25 protein-coding genes and 3 pseudogenes are annotated in these 24,333 nt (G+C 64.9%); 14 read left to right on the top strand and 14 right to left on the bottom strand.

Annotated elements, in window-relative coordinates:
- Positions 1 to 24: 24 nt before the first annotated feature.
- The 3 genes from H5J25_RS12465 to H5J25_RS12455 all read left to right on the top strand — a co-directional run bounded on the left by H5J25_RS12465 (position 25) and on the right by H5J25_RS12455 (position 2,309).
- Positions 25 to 240, top strand: coding sequence for an AbrB/MazE/SpoVT family DNA-binding domain-containing protein (locus H5J25_RS12465; protein WP_318781302.1), 216 nt, complete (start codon positions 25 to 27; stop codon positions 238 to 240).
- Positions 241 to 252: 12 nt separating this feature from the next.
- Complete coding sequence (locus H5J25_RS12460) at positions 253 to 624, top strand: type II toxin-antitoxin system death-on-curing family toxin (protein ID WP_225883524.1); 372 nt, start codon at positions 253 to 255, stop codon at positions 622 to 624.
- A gap of 296 nt (positions 625 to 920) precedes the next feature.
- The gene (locus tag H5J25_RS12455; protein WP_202091456.1) at positions 921 to 2,309 is read left to right on the top strand and encodes a helix-turn-helix domain-containing protein; all 1,389 of its coding nucleotides are present in this window, start codon (positions 921 to 923) and stop codon (positions 2,307 to 2,309) included.
- 54 nt (positions 2,310 to 2,363) lie between these two features.
- Here H5J25_RS12455 and H5J25_RS12450 read toward each other — a convergent pair whose 3' ends face one another.
- Positions 2,364 to 3,527, bottom strand: a complete 1,164-nt coding sequence (locus H5J25_RS12450) for a glycosyltransferase (protein ID WP_202091454.1) — start codon at positions 3,525 to 3,527, stop codon at positions 2,364 to 2,366.
- A gap of 210 nt (positions 3,528 to 3,737) precedes the next feature.
- Here H5J25_RS12450 and parC point away from each other — a divergent pair.
- A pseudogene (parC, locus tag H5J25_RS12445) lies at positions 3,738 to 5,992 on the top strand (DNA topoisomerase IV subunit A).
- Between the two features lie 78 nt (positions 5,993 to 6,070).
- On the top strand, positions 6,071 to 7,786 hold the full coding sequence (locus H5J25_RS12440; protein WP_202091452.1) for a putative bifunctional diguanylate cyclase/phosphodiesterase: 1,716 nt from the start codon (positions 6,071 to 6,073) through the stop codon (positions 7,784 to 7,786).
- Here the strand turns inward: H5J25_RS12440 and H5J25_RS12435 are convergent.
- The 4 genes from H5J25_RS12435 to H5J25_RS20760 all read right to left on the bottom strand — a co-directional run bounded on the left by H5J25_RS12435 (position 7,762) and on the right by H5J25_RS20760 (position 10,689).
- Positions 7,762 to 8,961, bottom strand: coding sequence for a CCA tRNA nucleotidyltransferase (locus H5J25_RS12435; RefSeq protein WP_202091450.1), 1,200 nt, complete (start codon positions 8,959 to 8,961; stop codon positions 7,762 to 7,764). The two genes, H5J25_RS12440 and H5J25_RS12435, sit on opposite strands and share 25 nt — an antisense overlap.
- Positions 8,949 to 9,548 carry a CoA pyrophosphatase gene (locus H5J25_RS12430; RefSeq protein WP_202091448.1) on the bottom strand — a complete coding sequence of 200 codons (600 nt, stop codon included), beginning with the start codon at positions 9,546 to 9,548 and terminating at the stop codon, positions 8,949 to 8,951. The genes H5J25_RS12435 and H5J25_RS12430 overlap by 13 nt, the downstream gene beginning before the upstream one ends.
- Positions 9,545 to 10,111, bottom strand: coding sequence for a DUF1285 domain-containing protein (locus H5J25_RS12425; RefSeq protein ID WP_202091446.1), 567 nt, complete (start codon positions 10,109 to 10,111; stop codon positions 9,545 to 9,547). Before H5J25_RS12425 ends, H5J25_RS12430 begins: the two co-directional genes overlap by 4 nt.
- 68 nt (positions 10,112 to 10,179) lie before the next feature.
- Positions 10,180 to 10,689 (bottom strand): GNAT family N-acetyltransferase, encoded by a 510-nt coding sequence (locus H5J25_RS20760; protein ID WP_225883097.1) that lies wholly within the window; start codon positions 10,687 to 10,689, stop codon positions 10,180 to 10,182.
- A gap of 204 nt (positions 10,690 to 10,893) precedes the next feature.
- Here H5J25_RS20760 and H5J25_RS12415 point away from each other — a divergent pair, with 204 nt between their 5' ends.
- Entirely contained in the window at positions 10,894 to 11,265 is a 372-nt protein-coding gene (locus tag H5J25_RS12415) for a dihydroneopterin aldolase (protein ID WP_202091442.1), read from the top strand.
- Positions 11,262 to 11,654, top strand: coding sequence for a Rossmann fold domain-containing protein (locus tag H5J25_RS12410; RefSeq protein WP_202091440.1), 393 nt, complete (start codon positions 11,262 to 11,264; stop codon positions 11,652 to 11,654). The genes H5J25_RS12415 and H5J25_RS12410 overlap by 4 nt, the downstream gene beginning before the upstream one ends.
- Here H5J25_RS12410 and H5J25_RS12405 read toward each other — a convergent pair.
- On the bottom strand, positions 11,597 to 12,448 hold the full coding sequence (locus tag H5J25_RS12405; RefSeq protein WP_225883096.1) for a hypothetical protein: 852 nt from the start codon (positions 12,446 to 12,448) through the stop codon (positions 11,597 to 11,599). The two genes, H5J25_RS12410 and H5J25_RS12405, sit on opposite strands and share 58 nt — an antisense overlap.
- Before the next feature lie 215 nt (positions 12,449 to 12,663).
- On the opposite strand from H5J25_RS12405, the pseudogene H5J25_RS12400 reads away from it, so the two are divergent.
- From H5J25_RS12400 to H5J25_RS12380, 5 genes and pseudogenes are all read left to right on the top strand, one after another.
- Positions 12,664 to 13,333 (top strand): annotated as a pseudogene (locus H5J25_RS12400) (TonB family protein).
- A 67-nt stretch (positions 13,334 to 13,400) separates the two neighbouring features.
- The gene (locus H5J25_RS12395) at positions 13,401 to 14,183 is read left to right on the top strand and encodes a MotA/TolQ/ExbB proton channel family protein (RefSeq protein ID WP_202091438.1); all 783 of its coding nucleotides are present in this window, start codon (positions 13,401 to 13,403) and stop codon (positions 14,181 to 14,183) included.
- A gap of 97 nt (positions 14,184 to 14,280) precedes the next feature.
- Positions 14,281 to 14,760 (top strand): ExbD/TolR family protein, encoded by a 480-nt coding sequence (locus tag H5J25_RS12390; protein ID WP_202091436.1) that lies wholly within the window; start codon positions 14,281 to 14,283, stop codon positions 14,758 to 14,760.
- A gap of 30 nt (positions 14,761 to 14,790) precedes the next feature.
- A complete protein-coding gene (locus H5J25_RS12385; RefSeq protein ID WP_202091434.1) occupies positions 14,791 to 15,219 on the top strand; it encodes an ExbD/TolR family protein in 429 nt (142 codons plus the stop codon).
- 165 nt (positions 15,220 to 15,384) lie between these two features.
- A complete protein-coding gene (locus H5J25_RS12380; RefSeq protein WP_202091432.1) occupies positions 15,385 to 15,738 on the top strand; it encodes a tetratricopeptide repeat protein in 354 nt (117 codons plus the stop codon).
- A gap of 702 nt (positions 15,739 to 16,440) precedes the next feature.
- Here the strand turns inward: H5J25_RS12380 and H5J25_RS12375 are convergent.
- The 7 genes and pseudogenes from H5J25_RS12375 to H5J25_RS12345 form a co-directional block, all read right to left on the bottom strand.
- Positions 16,441 to 16,800: a hypothetical protein gene (locus H5J25_RS12375; protein WP_202091430.1), complete on the bottom strand. Its 360-nt coding sequence runs from the start codon at positions 16,798 to 16,800 to the stop codon at positions 16,441 to 16,443.
- Between the two features lie 34 nt (positions 16,801 to 16,834).
- Positions 16,835 to 17,389, bottom strand: coding sequence for a dCTP deaminase (gene dcd / locus H5J25_RS12370; protein WP_202091428.1), 555 nt, complete (start codon positions 17,387 to 17,389; stop codon positions 16,835 to 16,837).
- 77 nt (positions 17,390 to 17,466) lie between these two features.
- Positions 17,467 to 18,244, bottom strand: a pseudogene (map, locus tag H5J25_RS12365) (type I methionyl aminopeptidase).
- Between the two features lies 1 nt (position 18,245).
- Positions 18,246 to 18,464, bottom strand: coding sequence for a ParD-like family protein (locus H5J25_RS12360; protein ID WP_202091425.1), 219 nt, complete (start codon positions 18,462 to 18,464; stop codon positions 18,246 to 18,248).
- A 57-nt stretch (positions 18,465 to 18,521) separates the two neighbouring features.
- Positions 18,522 to 18,998: a cytidine deaminase gene (locus H5J25_RS12355; protein ID WP_202091423.1), complete on the bottom strand. Its 477-nt coding sequence runs from the start codon at positions 18,996 to 18,998 to the stop codon at positions 18,522 to 18,524.
- Positions 18,999 to 19,015: 17 nt separating this feature from the next.
- Positions 19,016 to 19,708, bottom strand: coding sequence for a GH25 family lysozyme (locus H5J25_RS12350; protein WP_225883095.1), 693 nt, complete (start codon positions 19,706 to 19,708; stop codon positions 19,016 to 19,018).
- A gap of 4 nt (positions 19,709 to 19,712) precedes the next feature.
- Positions 19,713 to 20,195, bottom strand: coding sequence for a UPF0262 family protein (locus tag H5J25_RS12345; RefSeq protein ID WP_202091421.1), 483 nt, complete (start codon positions 20,193 to 20,195; stop codon positions 19,713 to 19,715).
- Between the two features lie 164 nt (positions 20,196 to 20,359).
- Here H5J25_RS12345 and H5J25_RS12340 point away from each other — a divergent pair, with 164 nt between their 5' ends.
- A complete protein-coding gene (locus tag H5J25_RS12340; RefSeq protein ID WP_225883094.1) occupies positions 20,360 to 22,174 on the top strand; it encodes a methyl-accepting chemotaxis protein in 1,815 nt (604 codons plus the stop codon).
- A gap of 409 nt (positions 22,175 to 22,583) precedes the next feature.
- On the opposite strand, the gene H5J25_RS12335 is transcribed toward H5J25_RS12340, so the two are convergent.
- Positions 22,584 to 23,135, bottom strand: coding sequence for a phosphatase PAP2 family protein (locus tag H5J25_RS12335; protein WP_202091419.1), 552 nt, complete (start codon positions 23,133 to 23,135; stop codon positions 22,584 to 22,586).
- 333 nt (positions 23,136 to 23,468) lie between these two features.
- On the opposite strand from H5J25_RS12335, the gene H5J25_RS20755 reads away from it, so the two are divergent.
- Positions 23,469 to 24,143, top strand: a complete 675-nt coding sequence (locus H5J25_RS20755; RefSeq protein WP_225883093.1) for an FxDxF family PEP-CTERM protein — start codon at positions 23,469 to 23,471, stop codon at positions 24,141 to 24,143.
- Positions 24,144 to 24,333 lie beyond the last annotated feature (190 nt).

Genomic DNA, 24,333 nt, shown 5'->3' with positions numbered 1-24,333 from the left:
ATGTTGTCGCGTATCTTCAAACCGTTGAAGCTCATTAAGATCGGTAACTCGGTCGGCGTAATCCTTTCCAAGGACGTGCTGGCCAAGTTGCGCGTTTCGCAGGGCGAAACATTGTACCTGAGCGAAACGCCGACCGGCTACACATTGTCCGCGACCAATCCCGAGTTCGTCGATGCGATGAAAAAGGCGGAGGAGATCATGCGGGAGGATCGCGACATCCTTGCCGTGCTTGCGAAATAGCGAGCGAACGACATCCGCTTCATCGAGACCGAGATTGCCGTCGCCGTGCATGAACGGCAATTGGCGGAGCATGGCGGACTGAGCGGGACGAAGGATATCGGCCTGCTGGAATCTGCGATGGGCCGCCCGCTCAACAAGCATTCTTACGGCGAGACGGACCTGTGCGCGCTTGCTGCTGCCTATGCCTTTGGCATCGCGCGCAACCATCCGTTCAACGATGGGAACAAGCGCACTGCGTGGGTAATCGCGCGATTGTTTCTGCGGTTGAACGACGTGTCCATTGCGTTCGAAAAGACGGACGCGATCGAGACGGTGCTCGCACTTGCCGCCGGCCAATTGCCGGAGGAGCGACTAACCGAATGGTTCGGATCAAAGATCGTTTAGACACAAGAAAATGCCCGCCGAGACGTGCTCGGCGGGCATCCTTTCCTCCCCAGGAACGTGTGCGGGGCGGCGGTGCAAACCCTTTACAGGTTCCTGCGTCGCGTCGCGTCGCGCCGCGCTTCGCTGACGGTGTAAAGCCACGATATCGTTGTGTTCCGCCAGCTTCCGCCTTGGCCGGTCGCGGTCAAGATGTCGTCGGACATGCCGGGCATCATTGTCCTGTTGTAAATAGATGACAAATTAGGTCATGGGGCGGGGCGTTATCCGAACCAGTAACGCCACGGGGGATCAGGATCATGGCCGATCGCAAATTGTTCGCGGGGCATGCGGTGCGGCGGTTGCGGCGTCAGGTGGGGCTGACGCAGGCGGCGATGGCCGAAGCGCTGACCATCTCGCCCAGCTACCTCAACTTGGTGGAGAAGAACCAGCGGCCATTATCGGCGGCGTTGCTGGTCAAGCTGGCGGAATCGTTCGATTTCGATCCGCGGTCATTGGCGGCCGGGGAGCCGGGCGGGGGCGAGGCGGCGATCCGGCGGCGGCTTGCCGATCCGCTCTTCGCCGATCTGGAAATCGACCGGAACGAGATCGAGGAATGGCTGGCCGGCGCGCCCGGCGGCGCGGAGGCGTTCGCGCGGGCATATGACCGGGCAGGCGCGGGTGGCGGCGATACGACGGAGGGAGTAGCCGATCCGGTCGCGGAGGTGCGGCGCGAGATCGAGCGATGGCGCGGGCACTTCGCCGATCTGGACACGATGGCGGAGGCGCTGGCCGATGAATTGCGACTTGGCGCGGGCGACCTGTACGGCGCGATCGCTGAGCGGTTGCGGGTCAAGCATCAACTGACGATCCGTGTGCTGCCGGTCGATGTCATGCCCGATCTGTTGCGCCGCACCGATCTGCATGCGCGGCAGTTGCAGTTGAGCGAGACGCTGGACCCCGCGTCGCGGACGTTCGCCGCGGCATTCCAGCTGGCGCAGATCGAGGCGCGAGGCGAGATCGAGGCGCTGGCAAAGGGGGCGGGTTTCGCCGATCGCGCGGCGGAGCGGATGTACCGGCGCCACCTTGCCAGCTATTTCGCGGCTGCCGTGATGATGCCGTACGCCCGCTTCCTGCGCGGCTGCGAGGCGACGGGATACGATCTCGAACTGTTGCAGCGTCGCTTCGGCGCGGGCTTCGAACAGGTCGCGCATCGCCTGACCACGCTGCAACGCGTCGGCGCGCGCGGCCTTCCGTTTTTCATGGTGCGGATCGACCGGGCGGGTCAGGCATCGAAGCGCTTTTCGGGCGCGAGTGGCGCTGCCTTGGCGGAGGCGGAGCGGCGCTGCCCGTTATGGCGCATCCACCACGCGTTCGACCGGCCGGGTGCGCTTGCCGTGCAACTGGTTGAACTGGAGGACGAGACACGCTGGCTGACGTTGGCCCGGACGGTGGCCCCGCAAGGGCGGCGATACGGCGCGGTCCGGGCGGAATTCGCGGTCGGCCTTGGCGTGGCGAGCGAGCATGCCGGCACGCTGGCCGCGGCGCGCGGGATCGATCTTCGCGGGGAAGCGACTCCGATCGGTCTGGGGTGCCGCGCCTGCCTGCGCAGCGACTGTCCACAGCGATCGATGCCGCCTGCGGGTCGGGTGCTGTCGATCAACGATCGGGAGCGCGGGCTGAGCGCCTTCACTTTCGCTGGCGACTGATCGGAGATCGGGTTTCTCATTTTGCCTGATCACGCCGTGGAAGTGCGCGACCGGCTATGTCGTCGCTTCGGTCAGCAGCGCATGATGCAGTCGCCCCGTTTCCCGCCAGTTGAACGTCTCGGCATAGGCGCGGGTCTTCGCCCGATCGGGCGGATCGGCAATGAGGTGGGCGATGGCATCCGCGATCGCGGTGTCCGAACGGTCGCGCGCCAGCATTCCGGCCTCGGCGCACGATACGACCTCCGGCGATCCCCAGACGGGCGTCGCGACCAAAGGGGTTCCGCACGCCAGCGCTTCCAGCAGGACGTTTGAAATCCCTTCGCGCGCGGAGCAATTCGCGACGATGTCGGCCGCGCCGTACAATTCGGGCAGCGATTGCTGATCGACATGGCCGAGGAAATTGACCCGATCGCGCACGCCTAGCGACTCTGCCAGCGCCGTCAGCGCGGTGGCACAGGGGCCGGTCCCCGCGATCATCAGCCGGACGCCGGACAGGAGGGCGATCGCGCGGATCGCCAGATCGATACCCTTGTTTTCGACCAGATAGCCGACGCACATCACGGTCGGTCCGGCCATACCGAGCCGTGCGCGTAGTGCGGCGCGGTCGGGCGGCGGACTGAACAGGTCGAGATCCACGCCGTGCAGCACCACGCTGATATTGTCCGGCCGTGCGCCGAGCGTGAGCAGTTGATCGCGCAGCGCGCCCGCGACGGTCGTGACCGCCGCCGCCCGCCGCGTCGCGGACAGGATCATGTGCCGGGCGGAGGCCGATTCCGGAATCTGCGTCACGTCGCTGCCCAGCGCCGTCATCGTGAACGGCACGTCCAACCATTTGGCGAGCAACGCCGCCGCGACCCCGTCGGGATAGAGATAATATGAATCGATCACGTCGAATTCGAACCTCCGGCGCAGCTTCGCCAGCACGGGATACAGCGCCGCCGCCATCAGCATCGGTGCCAGCGTCATCCCCACTTTCGGGATGACGGGATAGCGCGGATAGATGACCGCAACGCCGCGGCGCGTCGTCGCCTTCGGGATGCGCGTCAGGGCGGCGTAGTGGCCGAACCGGGGGTTGCTGCTCGGGAACCACGGGACCGGTGCGACGACCTGGATCTCGTCACCGGCGCGCGCGAGATGCGCGACGCGATGTTCGATGAAGATCCCGTGGCGCGGCTGTACGTCGTTTGGGAACAGGCTGGAGAGGACCAGGATTTTCAACGTCGTTCGGTCCCGGTGCGCGGCATAGCCTGAAGGGTTTACGACAAAGGCGGCTAAATTTGCATTAAGTGTTCCGGATGACGGGGCGGGTGGGGAATGTACGTCCGTGATCGAGGACCGGGGCGGTTGGCGCCACGAGCGAACGAACCACACCACGCCGCCCCGTCGTCGCCCTTTGATCGGCGCCCGCACGCCTGCTAGGCAGTCTTCATGCCGACAGACGTCAAAGACCCGGAAGATCCCTTCAACGCCATCGTGGACGCGCCGTTCGACAGCGCGTTGAGCGACCGGTATCTGGTCTATGCGCTGTCGACGATCACGGCGCGGTCGCTACCCGACCTTCGCGACGGGTTGAAACCGGTCCATCGCCGGCTGCTCTGGGCGATGCGGCTGCTCAAGCTGGATCCGGCGCAGGGCTACAAGAAATGCGCGCGCGTCGTCGGCGACGTGATCGGCAAATACCATCCGCATGGCGACCAGTCGGTCTACGACGCGATGGTGCGGTTGGCGCAGGGGTTCGCGATGCGATATCCCCTGGTCGACGGTCAGGGGAATTTCGGGAATATCGACGGCGATAATGCCGCCGCCTATCGCTATACCGAGGCGCGGCTGACGCAGGTCGCGATCGATATGATGGACGGGCTGGACGAGGACGCCGTCGATTATCGCCCGACCTACAATAACGAGGATCACGAGCCGGAACTGTTTCCCGGCCTCTTCCCCAACCTGCTGGCCAATGGCGCGGCGGGGATCGCGGTCGGCATGGCGACGAGCATTCCGCCGCACAACGCCGCCGAACTGTTCGACGCCGCGATCCTGCTGATCGAGCAGCCGGATGCCGGCGATGCGCAGATGCTCGAGTTCATCAAGGGGCCGGATTTCCCGACCGGCGGGCTGGTGGTGGATTCGCCGGCCGCGATCGCCGAGGCCTATGCCACCGGGCGCGGCGGCTTTCGCGTGCGTGCGCGCTGGTCGGTCGAGCGGGAGAAGGGCGGCACCTGGAATGCGGTGATCACCGAAATTCCGTACGGCGTGCAGAAGGGCAAGCTGATCGAGCAGATCGCCGGGCTGATCAACGACAAGAAGCTGCCGATCCTGGCCGATGTGCGCGACGAATCCGACAGCGAAATCCGCATCGTCATCGAACCGCGCAGCCGCAGTGTGGATGCGGACATGCTGATGGAAAGCCTGTTCCGGATGACCGATCTGGAAAATCGGGTCAGTCTGAACCTCAACGTGCTCGACAAGACGCGGACGCCGCGCGTGATGAGCTTGCGCGATGCGTTGAAGGGCTGGGTCGATCACCAGTTCGTCGTGTTGCAGCGGCGGTCGCAATACCGGCTCGACAAGATCGCCGACCGGGTCGAGCTGCTCGACGGTTATCTGATCGCCTATCTCAATCTCGACCGTGTGATCGAGATCATCCGCAGCGAGGATGAGCCGAAGCCGATCATGATCGCCGAATTCGGCCTGACCGACCGGCAGGCGGAAGCGATCCTCGACATGCGGCTGCGGCGGTTGCGGAAGCTGGAGGAGATGCAGATCCGCAAGGAGCGTGAGGGTCTGGAGGCGGAGAAGTCCTCGCTGGAGGCGCTGCTGGGCAGCGACGCGCGGCAGCGGACCCGGTTGAAGCGCGACATGGCGAAGCTGCGCGATCGCTACGGCCCCGAAACGCCGCTGGGCAAGCGGCGGACGACCGTGGCGGAGGCTGCACCGGCGCGGGAAATTCCGCTGGAACTGATGATCGAGCGCGAGCCCATCACCGTGATCCTGTCCGAACGCGGCTGGATCCGCGCGATGAAGGGGCATGCCGACGATGCCGCGATCGCCGCACTGAAGTTCAAGGAAGGTGACGGGCCGGCCTTCGCCTTCACCGCGCAGACGACGGACAAGATCCTGCTGGCGGCGGAGAACGGGCGCTTCTTCACGCTCGCGGCGGACAAATTGCCTGGAGGGCGCGGGTTCGGCGAGCCGGTGCGCCTGTTGATCGATCTGGACGGCGAGGTCGGGATCGTCGCCTTGCTTCCCGCCAGCCGCGCGAAGAAGCTGCTCGTCGCAGCATCGGACGGGCGCGGCTTCATCGTGCAGACCGCCGATACGATCGCGGAGACGCGCAAGGGCAAGACGGTGGTCACGCCGCGGATCGGGGCGAAGCTGAAACTGGTCAAGCCGGTGGAGCCGAATGCGGATTACGTCGCGGCGATCGGCGACAATCGCCGGTTGCTCGTCTTCCCTTTGTCCGAACTGGCGGAACTGTCGAAAGGGCAGGGGTGCAGCTGCAACGCTATGGCGATGGCGGCCTGTCGGATGCGATCACGTTCGTCTACGCCGACGGTCTCAGCTGGCGGATGGGCGGCGAAACCGGGCGGACGCGGACCGAATCCGATCTGTCGCAGTGGCGAGTTGCGCGGGGTGCGGCGGGGCGGATGCCGCCGACCGGATTCCCGCGCGATAACAAGTTCTGATCGGTACCGGTCGTTGGGATAGCGGAATGAACCGGGCTTTAGCGGGCCTTAACTAAGTTAGCTTACCGCTCAAGTGTAATGGTGACGCCAAGGCCACTGAACCTGTTCCGCAAGAAGCTGCCCACGCCCGTGGACGGCCCGGCGCCCTATGCGCCCGATCAGGCGATCTCCACGGCGACGATCAACTTGCTGCCGATCCCCGCGGCGATCATTACCCATGTCGATCAGGTCTTTGTCCTGCACGCGCATAACGACCGGTTCCGGCTGGCGGGACTTGGCGTGTCTTCGGATCAGTCGCCGTTCATCGAGATTTTCGGGGCCGAGATCGCCGACTTCCTGGACAGCGACTCGCTGCAACGGGAATGCGACTGGGCGTTCGGCGAGAGTATCGACTGCCGGCATTACCGCGTCACGATCGCGCGGGTGCAGCGGAACGAGCTGCGCCGGTGCCTGGTGACCTTCGTCGATCACACGTCCGAACTGCGCACCGAACACAATCTTCGCCGCGAGATGATGACGGACAGCCTGACCGGGCTGCCGAACCGCGCCGGGTTCTCCGATCGGCTCGAGGGGCTGATGGCGGTTCCGGCCGAACGTGCCTCCTATGCGGTGATGGTGCTGGATCTCGATCGCTTCAGCCGCGTCAATGCGTGCCTGGGGTCGATGGCGGGGGACGAATTGCTCATCACGCTCGCGCGCCGGCTGAAGGGGGCCTTGCGCGCCCACGATGTGCTGGCGCGGACGGGGGGCGATGAATTCGGCATCCTGCTGACGCTGGAGGACGGGCCGGGCGATGCGCAGCATGTCGCCAAGCGGATCGAAGGCGCGCTGGCCACGCCCTTCCGCCTGACGGATTTCGAGATCAAGGTGTCCTGTTCGATCGGGATCGCGTTCGGATCGACCGAGATGGACGATGCTGAGGAATTGATCCGGCACGCGCAGTTTGCAGTGAAACGCTCGAAGATCAGCGGTCGCCCCGAAGCCTATCAGATCCAGCAATTCGATATCGCGCGCGAACAGTTCGGCATGGAAACCGCGCTGCGCCGCGCGATCGAGAACGGGATGATGCGGCTGACCTACCAGCCGATCTGCGATCTCGCGACGGGGCGAATCGTCGCATTCGAATCGCTCGCGCGCTGGACCGACGAGGATGGACGCGCGCATTCCCCGAACGATTTCATTCCCGTGGCCGAAGAATCGGGGCTGATCGTACCGCTCGGGCGCTGGGCGATCGACGAGGCGGCGACGACGCTGGCTGGTTGGGATACCAGATTCGGCGGCGATTGCGGCGTGAAGCTGGCCGTCAATTTGTCCGCGATCCAGTTGCAGCGTGATCGCATTCCGATCCTGGTTGAGCGTGCGCTGAGCGCGAACGGTCTCGACGGGCGGCGCTTCACGCTGGAACTGACCGAAAGCGCGCTGGTGACTGACCCGGATCGCATCGCGGCGATCATGCATGCGCTGAAGGGGCTGGGCACGACGATCGCGATGGACGATTTCGGCACCGGTTATTCGAACCTCGCCTATCTCCAGAAGCTGCCGATCGACGTGCTGAAGATCGATCGCAGCTTCATCACCGGCATGCTGGCCGATCGCGACAAGGTGTCGATCGTCCGCGCGATCCTGAGCCTCGCATCCGCCCTGGGCATGAAGACCACGGCGGAGGGGATCGAGACGAACGAACTCGCCCAGACGCTCGCCGCGCTCGGCTGCACCTACGGACAGGGCTATAGTTTCGCGCGACCGCTGGAGGCGGACGCTGCCTACACCTACCTGCTCGCCACCAACCACTGAGCGACCGCCGCGTCGGCAATCGCGTTGGTCCGTTCGGCATCGGGAAAGCCCTCGGCAACCCACTGGCTTTCCACCACGCGCAACAGGCGCGCCACGTCCGGCCCCTTGCCGACCCCGCGCGCGACGAGGTCGCCGCCCTTGATCGGGAAGTTCTGCGTGGTGAACCCGGTCAGCGCGCGGGCGTCGTCGATCGGGCGATCGGACAGCAGCAGACGATCCGCCGCCAACGTCTCGCCCAGCCGATAGTGCAGCGCGCGGGCCTCGTCCCCCGCATCCGGTTCGGTAGCGGCGATCAAGCGACGACGGTCCACGTTCGACAGCCGCAGCCGCGCACCGACATCCTCCGCCAGAGCGGCATCGCGCGGCAGCAACGCGGCGAGGCGGCGGATCGGATCGGGCGCGATCCCGGCCTCCGCCTCCCGCGCTGCCAGCGCGACCAGACGATCGGCTGTGTCGATCTCGGGCAATACGGGGCGGAAGATGCCGGAATCGATCATCAGCGCCACGACGCGCGGCGCATGTTTCGCGACGAGCAGTTTCAGCAGTTCGGCCGCGATCCGTTCGCGCGACAGTGCCATCAGATCGTTGGCGCGGTCCCGACAGGCGGCCAGACCCTCGGCATCGGGCACGTCGCCGAAACGCGCATGGAAGCGGAAGAAGCGCAGGATGCGCAGATGATCCTCCGCGATACGCTGTAAGGGATCGCCGATGAAACGCACCCGGCCCGCCGCGAGGTCGTCCAGGCCGCCGAAATAATCGATCACTTTCAGCGATACCGGATCGGCGTATAGCGCGTTGATCGTGAAATCCCGCCGTGCGGCATCCTCGCGCCAGTCGTCGGTGAAGGCGACGATCGCATGACGGCCATCGGTCGATACGTCGCGGCGCAGCGTCGTCACCTCGACCGGGCCGGACGGCAGGATCGCGGTCACCGTGCCGTGCGCGAGGCCGGTCGGCACGACCTTGATCCCGGCGCGCTTCACCGCGTGGATCACGTCCTCCGGCTGATGCACCGTCGCCAGATCGACATCCGCCGCGTCGATCCCGATCAGCGTATCGCGCACGATTCCGCCGACGAACCGCACCTCGCCACGCGCCGCGCCGAGCGCCTCGGTCAGCGCGGAAAGGCCATCGCGGTGCAGGAATGCGGCATCGGCGGAAATCAACTGGTCCATCGTAGCCGCCGCGAAAGGTTGACGATCATCGCTGCAGTCGCGCCCCAGATGCGGTGCCCGCCCCATAGTATCTCGTAATAGTGCCGGTTACGGCCCTGAAACTCCACCGAAGCCTCGAGATGATTCGCGCCGTCGAGGATGAAGTCCAGCGGCACTTCGAACACCGCCGCCACCTCGGCCTCGCTTGGCGTCAGCACCAGATCGGGCGGGATCACGCCGACAACGGGCGTCACCTCGAACCCGGTGATCGTGCGATAGCGATCCGCGATGCCGACGACCGTCACCGCTTCGACCGGGAGTGCGATCTCCTCCTCCGCCTCGCGCAGCGCGGCGGCGACCGGTCCGCTATCGCCGGGGTCGATCCGCCCGCCCGGAAAGGCGACCTGTCCGGGATGCTTGCTCAGCGTATCGGTACGCCGTGTCAGAAGGACACCCGGATTGGCGCGATCCGTCACCGCGATCAGCACGGCGGCCTGCATCGGCGCGTCCATCACCGCATCCCCGTCGACATGATCGCCGGTAAGCAGAACGGGGTCGGCAGCATTCCCGGTTTCCAGTGCGTGAAACAGCCGTTCGGCCAGCGTCACGCCTTATTTTCCAGCGGGAAGAAGGCGCCCGCACTCCAGATGCCGGGCGGTTGATCGTCGCCGGCCAGCGCCAGCGTGGCGAGTTCGTAATAGACCGGCCGCGCGACCAATGCCTCCAGCCCGCCGCGGACGTGCAGATAGGGGCGGGGGCCTTCGTCGGTCGATTCGAAGCGCAGCGGATGCTCGGCGCCGGCGGTCACGATGTCGCCGGTGTTCAGGCGGAAGGCGAGCGTGGTGCCTTGGCCCTCGCCCTCGATCTTCACCTCGACGGCCTGAAACGGCGCATCCTCGACGGCGATATCCAGTTTCTCGACCGGCGTGACGAGCACGTAGCCGCCATCGGGTTCGCGCCGCAGGATCGTCGAGAACAATCGGACCATCGCCGGGCGCCCGATCGGCGATCCCTGGTGAAACCATGTGCCGTCGCGCGCGATCCGCATTTCGCTGTCACCGCAATGCGTGGGATTCCAGCGTTCTACCGGCGGTAGGCGATTCTCCTCCGCCAGCCGGGCAATGTCGGCGAGCGAAAGGGAGGACAGATCGGGAAGGGGGGGCATCGGCATATCGAACCGGTAGGCGCGGTGCCGCCAGGCCGCAAGAGTCGCCAAAGGGTGACGACGGTCGCGGCGTGTCAGGTACAGGCCGGAACGCGTGGCCCCAGCATACCGGCGGCATCGGGCACATCCGCTCCGCGCGCGAGCAAGCGGTGGCGTTCGACCGGGCCGGGAACGCGCCACGCGGCGGTCGCCGTCGCCGTGAAACCGAAGAAGCGTCCGTAATATTCGGGATCGCCGATCAGCATGACCGCGGGCGCGGCGCTGTCCGCATCGATCGCGGCGAGCGCATGCGCGGTCAACGACCGGCCAAGCCCACCCTGTTGACGCAGCGGCTCGATCGCCACCGGGCCGAGCATGATCAGCGGAAGGCTTCGTCCGTCATCCGTATCGAGCGCGATCGGCCAGCATTGGATCGTCCCGATCAGCGTTCCGTCCTCGACCCCGGCAAAGCTGAACGCCGGCAGCGCGTCCATGCCCTCGCGGATGCGATACGCGGTGCGGGCGCGGCGGGCGGAACCGAAGGCGCGATCCAGCAACTGTTCGACCGCATCCGCGGACACATCGGCAATCGGCACGATCTGCACGGCAAACCCTTCGCGTTCCGCACAGCCGAACGCCGCGCGGGATGCGCGATTTAGGAGGGTGTGGGGGGAGAGGCCAAGCGGAATGGCACCCGCAGGCCCGCGGTGCGCCTTTCCCGCGGCCGCGCTTCTGCTATGGCGCGGCTTTGACGGTCCCGGCCCGCACAGGCGGCGCGGGCGGGGCGATTGCGAAAGGAATATCCGGGTTTGGACGACAGTCTCACGCTCGAAGTGCACGATCTCGAAGTCCAGGTGCTCACCGGAATTTATTCCGAGGAAACGCATCTGCCGCAGCCGTTGCGCATATCGATCACGCTGGGGATGACCTGCCCGGACCGATTCGCGCCGGATACGCCGCTGTCCGCGTCGAAAAACTATCTCGATCTGAAACACTCGGCGACGACCGCGCTTCCCGAGGGCGTGCATTTCACGCTGATCGAGGGCGTCGCCGATCATATCTGCGAGACGTTGTTCCTGCAGGACGATCGCGTGACGTGGGTCGAGGTGAAGATCGTCAAGCTGGCCATTTCCGAAGCGGGCGAGGCGATCGGAATGACGTTGCGCCGCCACCGGCGATGACGCTGGCGGACCTGATGGCCGAGGCGTTCGCGCGCGATGAAGGCGTGGCGATCGTTTACATGACGGACGGGCCGGCATCCGCGATCGACCGAGTCCGCGAGGGAACGAAGGCGTTTACGCTGGTGGTCGTGGATAGCACCTCCGCATCCGTCGACCGGGCGATGATGCTCGCCGCAATCGGTGCGCTCGCGATCGAACTCGGGCCGGAGCGGCGAATCGGGGCGCTGGACGTGGGTATCGATGGTGCGCCAGCAGACAGTGTATCGGCCGCGCGGTTCCTCGCTGGCGCCGGATCGACCACTGGCCAGATCCTGGCGCTGACCGCGAACGGTCAGGCCGGGGGGCTTCCCCGGTCGCAGGAGCCGAGCGAGTCGAGCACGAAGCGATAATCCTCCGCCGCCTGCGGTTCCGCCGTGCCGGGCAAAGCGGGCGGCAGGAAGCAGGCGAGGCGATACCATAACAAGGTGTCGCGTTCCGGTGGCCGCGCCGCCTGGTCCACCACGTCGCTGAGCGAGACGACCCAGCGCTTCGTTCCCGCGGGTTGCGTGACGATGCTGAGCGAAACCGGGCGCGCATCGGCCGTGATCAGGAAGATCTGCGTCTCGCCTTCGCCGGGCAGCGCGCCGGGCGTGTGGAAGCTGTTGCCAAGCCCTGTGATGCTTGGCGGCGCGTCGGCCGCCAGCACTTCGGTCGTGATCCGGCGGGTGAGCGCGTCCGCGGCGGGGGTCCAGTCGCGCTGCGCATCCGGGCGGATCAACTGGATCTGCGCATCGTTCCCCGCCACCGGGCGGGCGAACAGCAGCACGCGCAGCTTGCGGAGATTGGGCAGCCGCCCGCGCGCATCGGGGCGGACGTCGAGCAGATAACCGATGCGCAGCGGCATCGCGGCGGGGCCACGAATCAGCGACTGGATATCGGCCTCGACATACAGACGCGCCAGGCCGGGGGGGACGTTCGCGGCCTCGGGACCCTTGATTCGCGTGGTGCTGCGAATCGCCGCATCGACGATGACCGGCGCGTCGAGCACCAGATCGGCGAACGGTGCATATGGCGGCGGGGGCAGGGGGGCGGCGAGCTGCGGACCGGATTGGGCCTGCGACTGCACCGCCGGTTGCGCACCAATTGGTGTTGCAAAGGCCAGCGTGGCGGTTGCAACGGCCAGCATTTTTCGGATCGACTGCATGCCCCGCAGGTTACGCGATCGTGCCAGGGTTAAACAGAAATAATTCTGCCACCTCGCGATTGTACGTTTGTTGCGTCCGACAAAGCGTTTGCGTCGTAGTTTACGCCGCGATAGAGGTTTGGGCTCTGTCCGAGGATACACTAGCCCATGGCAGGCGGAATCATGGTCAATAGGCCGGTGCCGGGGTTGCCGTGATTGAGGAGTGTCGTTTCTGAATGGCTTACGCTGACCAAAAGATGAGCGGTGGTAAGGTGGTCGCGATCGTTATCGTCGCGCTCATCCACGCCGTTATTGGATATGCCTTCGTCACCGGGCTCGCGTACAAGTACGTGAAGAAGGCGACGGAGAAGATGGATGTGTTCGACGTGGAGGAGCCACCTCCCCCCGCCGCCGGATGAACCCCCACCCCCGCCGCCGCCAGACCAGCCGCTGCCTCCGCCGCCGGTGGTTTCCCCGCCGCCGATCGTGAACACGCCGCGTCCGCCGGTCGTGATGCAGACGGTTACGACGCCGCCGCCGGCTGCGCCGATGGTGCCGATCGCGGCGCCGCCGGCTCCGCCAGCACCGCCGGCTCCGCCGACGGTCATCAGCAAGGCGGCTGGTATCAAGGGTAATCCGCAGTCGTGGATTACGGATGACGACTATCCGCCGTCGTCCGTGCGTGATCAGGAACAGGGCGTCAGCGGCCTGACCTTCGAGGTCAACGCACAGGGTCGTATCGAGAATTGTCGCGTCAGCTCCAGTTCCGGTTCGTCGACGCTCGACCGTACGGCATGCTCGCTCGTGACGCGTCGTGGTCGGTACACCCCGGCATTGAACGCCGCGGGCCAGCCGGTTCCGGGTGGTACGAAGACGCTGCGCTTCACCTGGAAGCTTCCGGAATGACGAATTCAGCCGGAGCCCGCCGGGCTCCAGCCATCCATATGCTGCTATCTAAGAGGGATTTACCGCAATGATGACCACCATTCTCGCCGCCGGTGCGGCACCCGCCGCCGGCTCGAACCCGTACGGTTTCTGGGAAGCACTCGAACAGGGCGGCGTTATCGCCTGGACCGTGTTCTGCATCCTGGCGTTCATGTCGATCGTGTCGTTCTACATCATGTTCACCAAGTTGTTCGAACAGCAGAAGGTGATGAACCAGGCCAAGCGCGTGCGTCAGACGTTCTGGAGCTCGCCTAACCTGAAGGAAGGCGCTGCCAAGCTCGAGAAGAACTCGGCCTATCGCCAGATCGTCGACGACGGCCTCGCCGCTCAGGAACAGCACACGCAGCTGACCGATCCGGTCGAAGCGCATGACTGGCTGCACGGTTCGCTCGCGCGTTCGGAAGCAACGATCAACTCGAAGCTGGGTGGCGGTCTCGCCTTCCTCGCGACGGTGGGTTCGGTCGCTCCGTTCGTCGGTCTGTTCGGTACGGTTATCGGCATCTACCGCGCACTGATCAAGATCGGTGCGGCTGGTCAGGCATCGATCGACGCCGTTGCCGGCCCGGTCGGTGAAGCACTGATCATGACCGCACTCGGCCTCGCCGTCGCCGTTCCGGCCGTGCTTGCCTATAACTGGCTGCAGCGTCGCAACAAGTCGATCGCGGAAGACCTCGCCGCCTTCTCGAACGACGTGCTCGGCTTCCTGGCATCGAACGGTGCGGTTCGTCCGACGGCTCGCAAGGCGGCTCCTGCCGCTGCGGTGAAGCCTGCTGCGACGACCACGACCGCCGGCACCACGCCGCGCGCATAATTGAAGGACACGGGGTTGCGGGCGTCCGCCCGCATCCCGGTCCCCCGCTGCAGGACCCGGTCCGGCAGCGCGATTGAACACATAGGGATAGCCCTCAATGGCAATAAGTGCTGGCGGTGATACCGAAAAACCAATGTCGGACATCAACACGACCCCGTTGGTCGATGTTATGCTCGTCCTGCTGATCATCTTCCTGATCGCGGTTCCGGTCGCGATCCAGGCCGTCAAGGTCAAGCTTCCCAGCGTGAAGTACGATCCGACGACGACCAAGCCGGAAAACGTGTCGCTGTCGATCACGACCGATAAAGAAGGCAAGTGCGCAATCTACTGGAACATGACGCGGGTGACGCATCAGGAACTGCTGGATCGCGCCGTAACGAAGCTGAAGGCGGAAATCGATCGGCAGGGCGGCGTAGGCAATCCTGCGCTCGAACTGCCGGAAGCGCATATCCGCGGTGACGTAGCGACGCCCTACCAGTGTATCGGTGGCGCGATCTACACGATGCAGATGGCAGGTTTCGCGAAGGTCGGGTTCATTTCCGAACCACCTCCGGGCGAAGCGACTGCCCGTCTGTAACGAACCGCGCAAGACTCAGGAGTAATTGATATGGCAATGGCTGGCGGTTCCGACGACGGTGAACCGATGATGGAAATGAACATGACGCCGTTGATCGACGTCCTGCTCGTTCTCCTCATCATGTTCATCATCACCATCCCGATCCAGACTCACGCGGTGAAGGTCGATCTTCCGGTCAACGACCCGAACAACAAGACGCAGGTCATCGATCCGCAGAAGAACAAGGTCGTCATCGATCCTGCGGGCACGATCTCGTGGAATGGTGCACCAGTCGACGGCGTGACGCTTCAGCAGTATCTGGAGCAGACCACGCAGATCAAGCCTGAGCCCGAGCTGCACTTCCAGCCCGATCCGCAGGCGCGGTATGCCCGCGTCGACGAGGTGCTGGCCGTGATCAAGCGTTCGGGCGTGACGAAGCTGGGCTTCATCGGCAACGAGCAATACCGCAACGACTTCTGATCCCGGATCATCGTCGTTGACGCCGATAAGGGCGGTCCCAAAAGGGGCCGCCCTTTTGCGTTGGGGCCAATTCATCTGCTCTTGCTTCCGTTACACAAAAGTGACACAAGGATGTCACAAAACTGAAACCTTCGGATAAGCGAAGGCGGTAACGGGAGATCGAGCATGCGGACGTTTGCTGCCACCCTGGTCGTTCTGGGCGCTATGGCGCTACCGGCGACGGCGCTCGCGCAGGATCATACCGGCTATCGCCAGATCGCGACCGGTGACTATGCCCGTGCCGAGCGGTCGCTGGCATCGCAGCTCAAAGCCTATCCGGAACGTCCCGAACTGATGCTTAACCTCGCAGCCGTCTATCGCCACACGGATCGGCAGCAGCAGGCACGCGCGGCTTATGAAGCCGTCCTGGCGCAGCCGAACGTGCTGATGGACCTGTCGGGCGAGAAGACTGCCTGGTCCCACAATTTGGCGCGTGCCGGCCTCGGGAAATTGGTTGGCGTCCAGCTTTCGTCGCGCTGACCGGAACTCGTCCTGTCGCACGGCCGCTTGGGTTCTGGTCCCTGCAATAACGGCGCGGGCCTACACGGCTGGGCCTCAACGTGAGCCAGTCCTGCACGGTTTCGTTCCTGGGCGCTTTCGGGTAATCTGGCGTCGCGCCGTCCAGGCCGTTCGCACCGAATACCGCAAGGGCAGGCAGGACGTCCCCGGCGGTTCGCTCAGCATCGCGGCGGGTGTGCCACCGTGTTGCTGGAACCAACCGACCTGCCGGTCCTCGGACTGAATTGCTCCAGCGATCCCGCCACCCCGGAAAGAGCCACGGGCGATAATGGCTTCCGGCTTCACGATCTTTTCGCGAGGCCCTCTTAACTCCCTCCCGCTTGCGGGAGGGGCTGGGTAGGGGCTGTTCTGGCGAATTGCCTGAACCCCCAGACCCTCCCCCGACTCCTACCGCAAGCGGGAGGGGGGAAGAGAGTGGCTGGCTCAGGATCGCGATGCCGCCGGTTTCAAGCCTCGACCGTCGTCAGTATGACGTTCCGGTCCGGCAAGCGCATTTCGCACGGAATTCCCGTTCGAACACCGCATGGTCCGTCAGCCACGATCTGTTCCGGGGACTATACTCACCCGAATCCCGCGCTGACGGGAGCGGCGGTCCAGCAAGCACGATCGGATTGCCGTCATCGGACGCCCGCTCGATACGGGCAAAGCCTGCCCAATCCGACTCTATTGAAAGCGCGATAGTTTCTCGAAGCCGGTATTGGTCTTCGTCATCTTGATCACCTTGCGCAGGCAGGCTCGGACTTCGCGTTCGAAGCGGCGGTCGTCATGGATGCCCGGCCGGCGATATTCATCCTGCGCCAACAGCGTCTTCAGCAGCGCCTCGAACCGCTTAGGATCGTCAGCAGCGTCGCCCCGGCCGGCCGCGCGGCAGACCCATTCCTCGGCCGCGGCCTTGTCGTAATCATCTTCGTGACCGCGCCCGTTCCTGTCTGCACGGGCCTGTTCGGCGAGCGATGCCTCGATCCGGCGATCGAGCCATGTGCGGACTCGCCCGCCATCCCAGCTATCGATAGGTTCGCTCATTCCGCCCCGCCACTCCATATCCCCGGACGACCGCTCAAAGCTTCGGCAAGGTCACCCCGCGCTGGCCCATATATTTGCCCGCCCGGTCGGCATAGCTGACCTCGCACGGCTCGTTCCCTTGCAGGAACAGGAACTGGCACGCGCCTTCATTGGCGTAGATCTTCGCGGGCAGGGGCGTGGTGTTCGAGAATTCCAGCGTAACATGCCCCTCCCAACCGGGTTCCAGCGGCGTGACGTTCACGATGATCCCGCAGCGCGCATAGGTCGATTTGCCGAGGCAGATGACCAGCACGTCGCGGGGCACGCGGAAATATTCGACCGTGCGGGCCAGCGCGAAGCTGTTCGGCGGGATGATGCAGACATCGGTCTTGCGATCGACGAAGCTGTTGGCGGCAAAGTCCTTCGGATCGACCATCGCGCTGTCTATATTGGTGAAGATCTTGAATTCGTCCGACACCCGCGCGTCATAGCCATAGGAGGACAGGCCATAGCTGATGCAGCCGTCGCGTTGCTGCCTATCGACGAACGGCTCGATCATACCGGTGGCGAGCGCCTGCTCGCGGATCCAGCGGTCGGACAGGATAGACATGGCGATTCCCCTTTTCCGTGTCTTCGCGGGATCGGGCCAAGGAGGCAAGCGCGCGTTCCACTCGGGGCGTCGCGGGCTCAGGCCCGAGGCAAAGCGTGCTTCTCGTCACTGCGGAGCGTCAGCACCTCGACACCGTGCCGAGTCACCGCGACGGTATGTTCGAACTGCGCGGAAAGCTTGCCGTCGTCGGTCACCACGGTCCAGCCATCCGCCTCGGTCGAGACGCGGCGCGTGCCCTGATTGACCATCGGTTCGATCGTGAAGACCATGCCTTCGCGTAATTTCAGGCCGGATCCGGCACGCCCGAAATTCAGCACCGCCGGTTCCTCGTGCATCTCGCGGCCGATGCCGTGGCCGCAATATTCGCGCACCACCGAATAGCCGTGGCGTTTCGCATGCTTGTCGATCGCGAAGCCGATATCGCCCAGATGCGCGCCCGCCCGGACCTGGCCGATGCCCTTCCACATCGCCTCCTGCGCCACGCGGACGAGGGCGCCGCGCGGCGGGCGTCGCCTCGCCGACCAGATAGGTCTTGCTCGAATCGGCGATGAAGCCGTTCTTTTCCAGCGTGATATCCAGGTTGATGATGTCGCCGTCGCGGACGATCCGGTTCGCGTCGGGCACGCCGTGGCAGACGACATTGTTGATCGAACAGTTCAGCACGAAGCCGTAATCATACTGCCCCTTGCTTGCCGGGCGCGCGGCGAGATCGACGGTGATGAACCGGTCGACCAGATCGTTGATCTCCAACGTGGACAGGCCCGCCAGTTGCTGCCGATCCAGCATCTCGAACACGGACGCGAGCAGTTTGCCCGATACGCGCATCAGCGCCAGTTCGTCGGGCGTCTTGACCATGTCAGGCGGCTGCGAGTTCGGGGCCGAGTTCCGGCAGGCGGACGTTGGCGGCGGCAAGCTGCATCCGCATGATCTGGGCGAACGACAGCGCCGGATTCGCCTCCGCCAGCATGCCGATCCTGATCCAGTATTCGGCCTGCGCATTGATCGAGCGGCACATCGCGCCGCTCGCCCGGCGCACGTCGGCATGCAGTTCGTCGTCGATCTTCACGATGCCCAAAATACGTCTCGCAATGCGGTCGATATACGAAACGTATACGATCCGTATCGCGACCCGTCAACGCGGGGGCGTGCTGATCCCCAGATCCGCCGGGCCGAAAGCGTGCGGAAGCAGTTCCGACAGCATGTGCCGGTCGACCTGCGCGCCGGTCGCGCTGCCGCACCAGACGACGATGTCGCGTCCGCCGATCTGCGCGGCTTCGTTGATCACTTGGCGACACCGGCCGCACGGGCCGACCGGCGTGTCCCCGGTCACTGCGCCGTCACGGATCGCGCCGCCGATCACACCGACCGCGACGACGTCCGCCAATCGGCCCGCGCTGTTGGCGGTGGCGAGCGCGACGGTTTCCGCACAGAGCGACAGGCCGTAACTGGCATTCTCGAAATTGGCCCCGGTCACGATGCTGCCATCGGTCAGCAGCAAGGCCGCGCCGACGCCGAAGTTCGAATAGGGGGCATGCGCGCGGGTGGCGGCGTCGCGCGCGGCGGCGATCAGCGTGTCGCGCACGGTGTCGTCCAGCGTGAAGTCAGGCATCACAATCTCCAGATACGTCACGGGGCCACCACGTTCCAGCGCACTGGACCGTTCACGCCATCGATATGCCGAATGTCGCTGGCCTGCCACATGCGCCACGGGCGGGCGGCGTAGTTCGGTGGAATGAAGTTGCGCATGCTCCACAACGGGCGCTGGATCGCGGCGGAAAGTTCGTACTGCGTCTCGACCGGCGCGGCGATCTTCAACAGGATCGGCGTGCCCGTATGCGCCTCGACCATCGACGCGAACCGGTCGATCTCCGCGATCAGCGCAGCGCGGTCCGGCTGGACGGTGCATCCCGGCGAGACCTGGATCAGGACGGCGGCGGGCAGGGCGTCGTCGACGCGCGGCACGGTGGTATTGAAATTGTTCGCCTGATCTGCGGCCGGCTTGCAGAAGGACCAGATGTGCAACGCGCCCCGCCGCATCCCGGCGGCATGCACGTCCGCCCAGTTCGTCGCGAAGCGCGAATCGCGGCCATCGGCGCCCATCGTCGCGCGGACATAGGCGAAATCGGCGCCCCCCGCGGCGATCGTCGGCCAGCGGATCGCGCCTTGCTCGTCCGAAACGTCGATCCCCTGGAAGACATAGGTCTTGCGCGACGGGTGCCACCCGGTGACGACCCACCAGCCGAGCACGCCGATCAGCGCGAGGATCACCGCGCCGATCGCGACACGCCCGGTGCCGCTGGCAAGAAACCGCAAACTCACCGCCTCAACCCTTGATGTGCAACACGCAGATCAGCGTGAACAGGCGGCGGGCGGTGTCGAAATCGATCTCGATCTTGCCCTCCAGCCGTTCCTTCAGCAGTTCCGCCGCCTCGTTGTGGATGCCGCGCCGCGCCATGTCGACCGTCTCGATCTGCGCCGGCGTCGCGTTGCGGATGGCGGCGTAATAGCTGTCGCAGATCGCGAAATAGTCCTTGATCGGCCGCCGGAAGCGCCCCAGCCCGAGGACATAGGTCTCCAGATGCGTATCGTCCGCGCGGTTGATCGCGATGCCCAGCCGCCCTTCCTCGACGCTCAGCGCGATCTTGTACGGCCCGGCATAGCCGTCGGGATGCACGCGTTGCGGCGCGAAGTGATTGCCCTCGATCAGATCGAAGATCGCGATCCGCCGTTCCTGTTCGATATCCGCCGAGCGCCACAGGATGGTGCGCTCGTCCAGCGTGACATCGATGATCCGGGGGTCGGCCATCGTCACGCCCTATAAGGGATGCGAAGCCGGGACAATGCATCGATCTGCAATACGGTCGCGCAGATTGCACGTGCCGCCCGCCCGCCGGCGCTGGTTCCCTCCTATGATGCCTCGGCATGGTCGCTCGTGATCCGCTTGAGCGGCAGGTGAAAGGTACGTCCGGGATGAAAATACGCAGCCTCATTGCAGGCGCGGCCGCAGCGTTGGTCGTCCTGCTCATCGTGGCGGCGGCGACGGTGTGGCTGGTGGTCGAGCAGATCAAGATGGGTGGCCCGCTACAGGTGCAGTCGCAACACGCGTCCGATTACATCGCCGACATCCTGCCGCCGCCCGAATATATCATCGAACCGTATCTGGAAGCGACACTGGTCCTGGCGCATCCGGCGGAGGTCGCGGCGCGGAGCGAGCGGCTCGCGGCACTGCATCGCAGCTATGACGAACGCCACGAATATTGGCTCGTCACGACGATGGACGCGAAGCTGCGCGATCAACTGACCATCACCACGAACGCCCCGGCACAGCAATTCTGGAAGGAACTGGAAACGCGCTTCCTACCCGCGATCAAGGCGGGGCGGACGGAGGAGGCGGGGGCAAGCTATCGCCGCCTCGCCTCGGCCTATGATCGCCACCGTGCGGCGATCGACGTTGCCGTGACGTCCGCTACCGAATTCCAGACGGCGCTGAAGGCCAGTTCCGCGCGGTCGGTCCGTAACGCGCAAATCGCCGCGGCGGGGGCGGCGATCGCTCTGCTCGCGGGCCTGGTCGGCTTCCTGTGGATGATCAACCGGCGGGCGATCGCACCGCTGAGCGTGGCGGCATCGAACATGCAGCGTCTGTCGGCGGGCGACTACACGGCGGCGACATCGGTGGGCACGCGGCGGGACGAGATCGGCGCGCTGAATGCGGGTCTGGAGACCTTCCGCCTTGCCGCAATCGCCAAGCGAGACGCGGAGAATGCCAAGATCAGTGCCGATCGCGAACAGAAACACGTCGTCGATACCGTGTCTCGCCATCTGGCGGATCTGGCCGGGGGCGACATGACCGCGACGATCCACGAACAGTTTCCGCCGGACTATTCGGTCCTGCGATCCAATTTCAACGACGCCTTGGACAAGTTGCGCACCCTGATCGGATCGGTCGGCGACAGTGCGGCGGCGATCCGGCTGGGATCGGGCGAGATCGCGCAGGCATCGGAGGATCTGGCACGCCGTACGGAAGGCAGCGCCGCGTCGCTGGAACAGGCGGCAGGCTCGCTGTCCGCGGTGGACGATCGCATCAAGGCGTCGGCGGACGTCGCCTCGCAAACCGTCGCGCGCGCGGATCAGGCGATCGCCACGGTCGGCGGCGGACGATCGAAGGCGAGCGAGGCGCGGCAGGCGATGGACCGCGTCAGCGGCAGCGCGCGGGGTATCGACGACGTCATCGAAGGGCTCGACAAGATCGCCTTCCAGACGCGCGTTCTGGCGATGAACGCCGCGGTCGAGGCGGGGCGCGCAGGCGATGCCGGACGCGGCTTCGCTGTGGTCGCGGATCTCGTCTCCGCACTGGCGATGCGCGCGGAAGAGGAAGCGAAGCGCGCCCGCGACCAGTTGACCGTGACGCAGGCGGACATCATCACCGCCGTAGATGCGGTGACGCTGGTGGACGAGGCGCTATCGGACATATCCTCGGACGTCGGGCACGTGCATCAATTGCTGGCGACGATGGCAAGCGACAACCGGATACAGTCCGCCGCGATATCCGAGATCGCCGCGGCGGTCGGCCTGATGGACCGGTCGACGCAGCAGAATGCGGCGATGGTCGAACAGACATCCGCCGCCGCGCGCAATCTGGCGAACGAGGTCGGCGGCCTGACGCAGCAGGCGAGCCGGTTCAAGCTGGGCAGGGACGGGGGTGGGGCCGGGGCTGGGGCTGGTTCCGGGACCGGCTCGGGGCGGCGGGCGTCGGCGGCGCACTTCGATCTCGCCGAGGCCTGCTGAGCGATACCCGATCATCCGGCACGTGGGAGCGACGCGACCCCGAGCCTCGAAGCAGCACCGCCGCCCCCACCGTTCGTCCTGAGCCCGTCGAAGGGCGTGCGCCACGCACAGGTGCTTCGACAAGCTCGGCACGAACGGTGGGATTGGAAACCCTGTTGGCCTTCGAGAACCCGGCCCGACGCAGGCTGTCCTACACGGACGCTGCCGACTATCTTCCTTGCCGCTACTAATCCCGCTCTTTCAAATCGTCGCCCAACAATGATCCTTTGCCCAGCCAATCGCGCGCCGTGCAGGACCCGATATCGTGTGAACTTGTGTGAACTTCGGCATACACGATCGGCCGCGATAGTGTGACCCTGATGTGACCCTAATGCGATTTTTCGTCCCGCTCTTCCCGGCTCGGCGCCGGTCAGAACCGCATCGCGAACGACACGCCGCCGCCCTTGCTGTCGCCAAAGGGTAGCAACCGAACGGAAGAATTCCGCTTCCGTGTCAGCAGCAACCCGCTTCCCGTTCCGATCGCCGCACCGGCAACGACGTCATACCAGCGATGCTTGCGCGCGGTCAGGCGGCTGGCGCCGACGAAGGTCGCGACGGCGAAAGCCGGAACGCCGACTTTCCAGCCATAGCGATTGTCGAGCGTCGCGGCGGCGGCAAACGCGGTCGTCGCATGACCCGATGGAAAGCTGCGCGAATCGCTTCCGTCCGGGCGCCCGGACGGGATGATCCGCTTGAGGCCGTAAGTGATCCCGCTGCCGACCAGGATGCTGCCCCCGGCCTGCAAGCCGCCCTGCCAGTCGCCCTTGATCACGGGTATCCCGAGCGCCGCCCCGACCAGCACGTTGCGCCCGATATCCCCCGCCATATCCCAGCCTTCCGCATGCGCCGCACCGGGCATCGCCGCCGTAAGCGCGATCGTTCCGACCAAGATCAGGCGACGGGAAGAAGAAGGGGTATGCATAGGTGATCCCGCACGATTTCCGCCTTGGTGGCCCGATCCTTCACTTTGCGCAATGACATGAAGCAACCACGCGCCTGCCTGTCGTGGGGCGATGCAGCGATCCGGTTGAAATAATTTAATACTTAATATGAAATCCAGGATCTTTCAGAACTTGAAAGTTAATCGAGGGCACCGGCTAGAGAGCACACGTATAGGGGTGTAAGAGAAACTTACATTAACTATCGCCTCCAAGCGTGTTTACCATCGCGATGGCACGAAAGCCGCCATTGGCACGGCAATTGCTCTGATGTCCCCGTAGGCACATCGCCATCATCGAGACACAGGATTTTTGCCATGAAGAAGTTCAACAGCCTGCTCGCCGCTACGCTTCTGTCCGCAACCGCATTCGGCGCCGCACCTGCGATGGCCTCGGTGGTTTTCGACAACCAGGTCGGATCGAACGTCGCGGGCGGTAATAACCCTCAAGCTCTGGATAATTGGGTTGCCCAGGATTTCGTGCTGAGTGAAGCGACGGCGCTGACCAGCTTCACGTTCAACGCTTTCACAAGGCAAACGACGGTGCCAACGTCGGCAATCCGCCTGAACATCTATGAAGGCGGCAATAGCGGACCCGGCGCGATGCTGTATTCGGGGTCCTTCGGGGTCGCATCGACCGCCGACACCGACATGCAATGGGGCTACACTTTACGCGACTTTACGGCAGACTTGCCGAACTGGAACCTGGGCGCGGGGGCCTATTATCTGGCACTGAACGTCCAGCCATCGCAGTATGACATGCACTGGTCGATTCCGAACACGCCGACGCTCGATGGAAATAGCTGGATCAGCACGACCGGCGCGGCCGGCTCGTTCAACGGCTACTCGTTCGATCATTCGTTTCAATTGAACGGCAACGTCGCAGCGGTGCCGGAACCGGCAACCTGGGCGATGATGATCGCCGGCTTCGGGATGGTCGGCTTCGCCATGCGTCGCCGCGCGAAGGTTTCGACCGCCGTCGCCTACGCCTGAGCGGTTCGACCCTGACCGACGGGAAGCCGCTGGCCGATGGGCTGACGGCTTTTCGTCATGTGGTCCGTCCCCGCAATCCACAGCCCGTTCGGCGCAAACGGGTTGAGGGATGGACCGGCAGGGTTATGAGCGGGGCATGGCCACTATCATCCCCATTTCGCCCGTCACCGAATCGACCAGCCTGCCGCAG

It is taken from the genome of Sphingomonas aliaeris (assembly GCF_016743815.1).
GTDB lineage: Bacteria > Pseudomonadota > Alphaproteobacteria > Sphingomonadales > Sphingomonadaceae > Sphingomonas > Sphingomonas aliaeris.
This window is presented reverse-complemented; position numbering and strand designations above follow the sequence as displayed.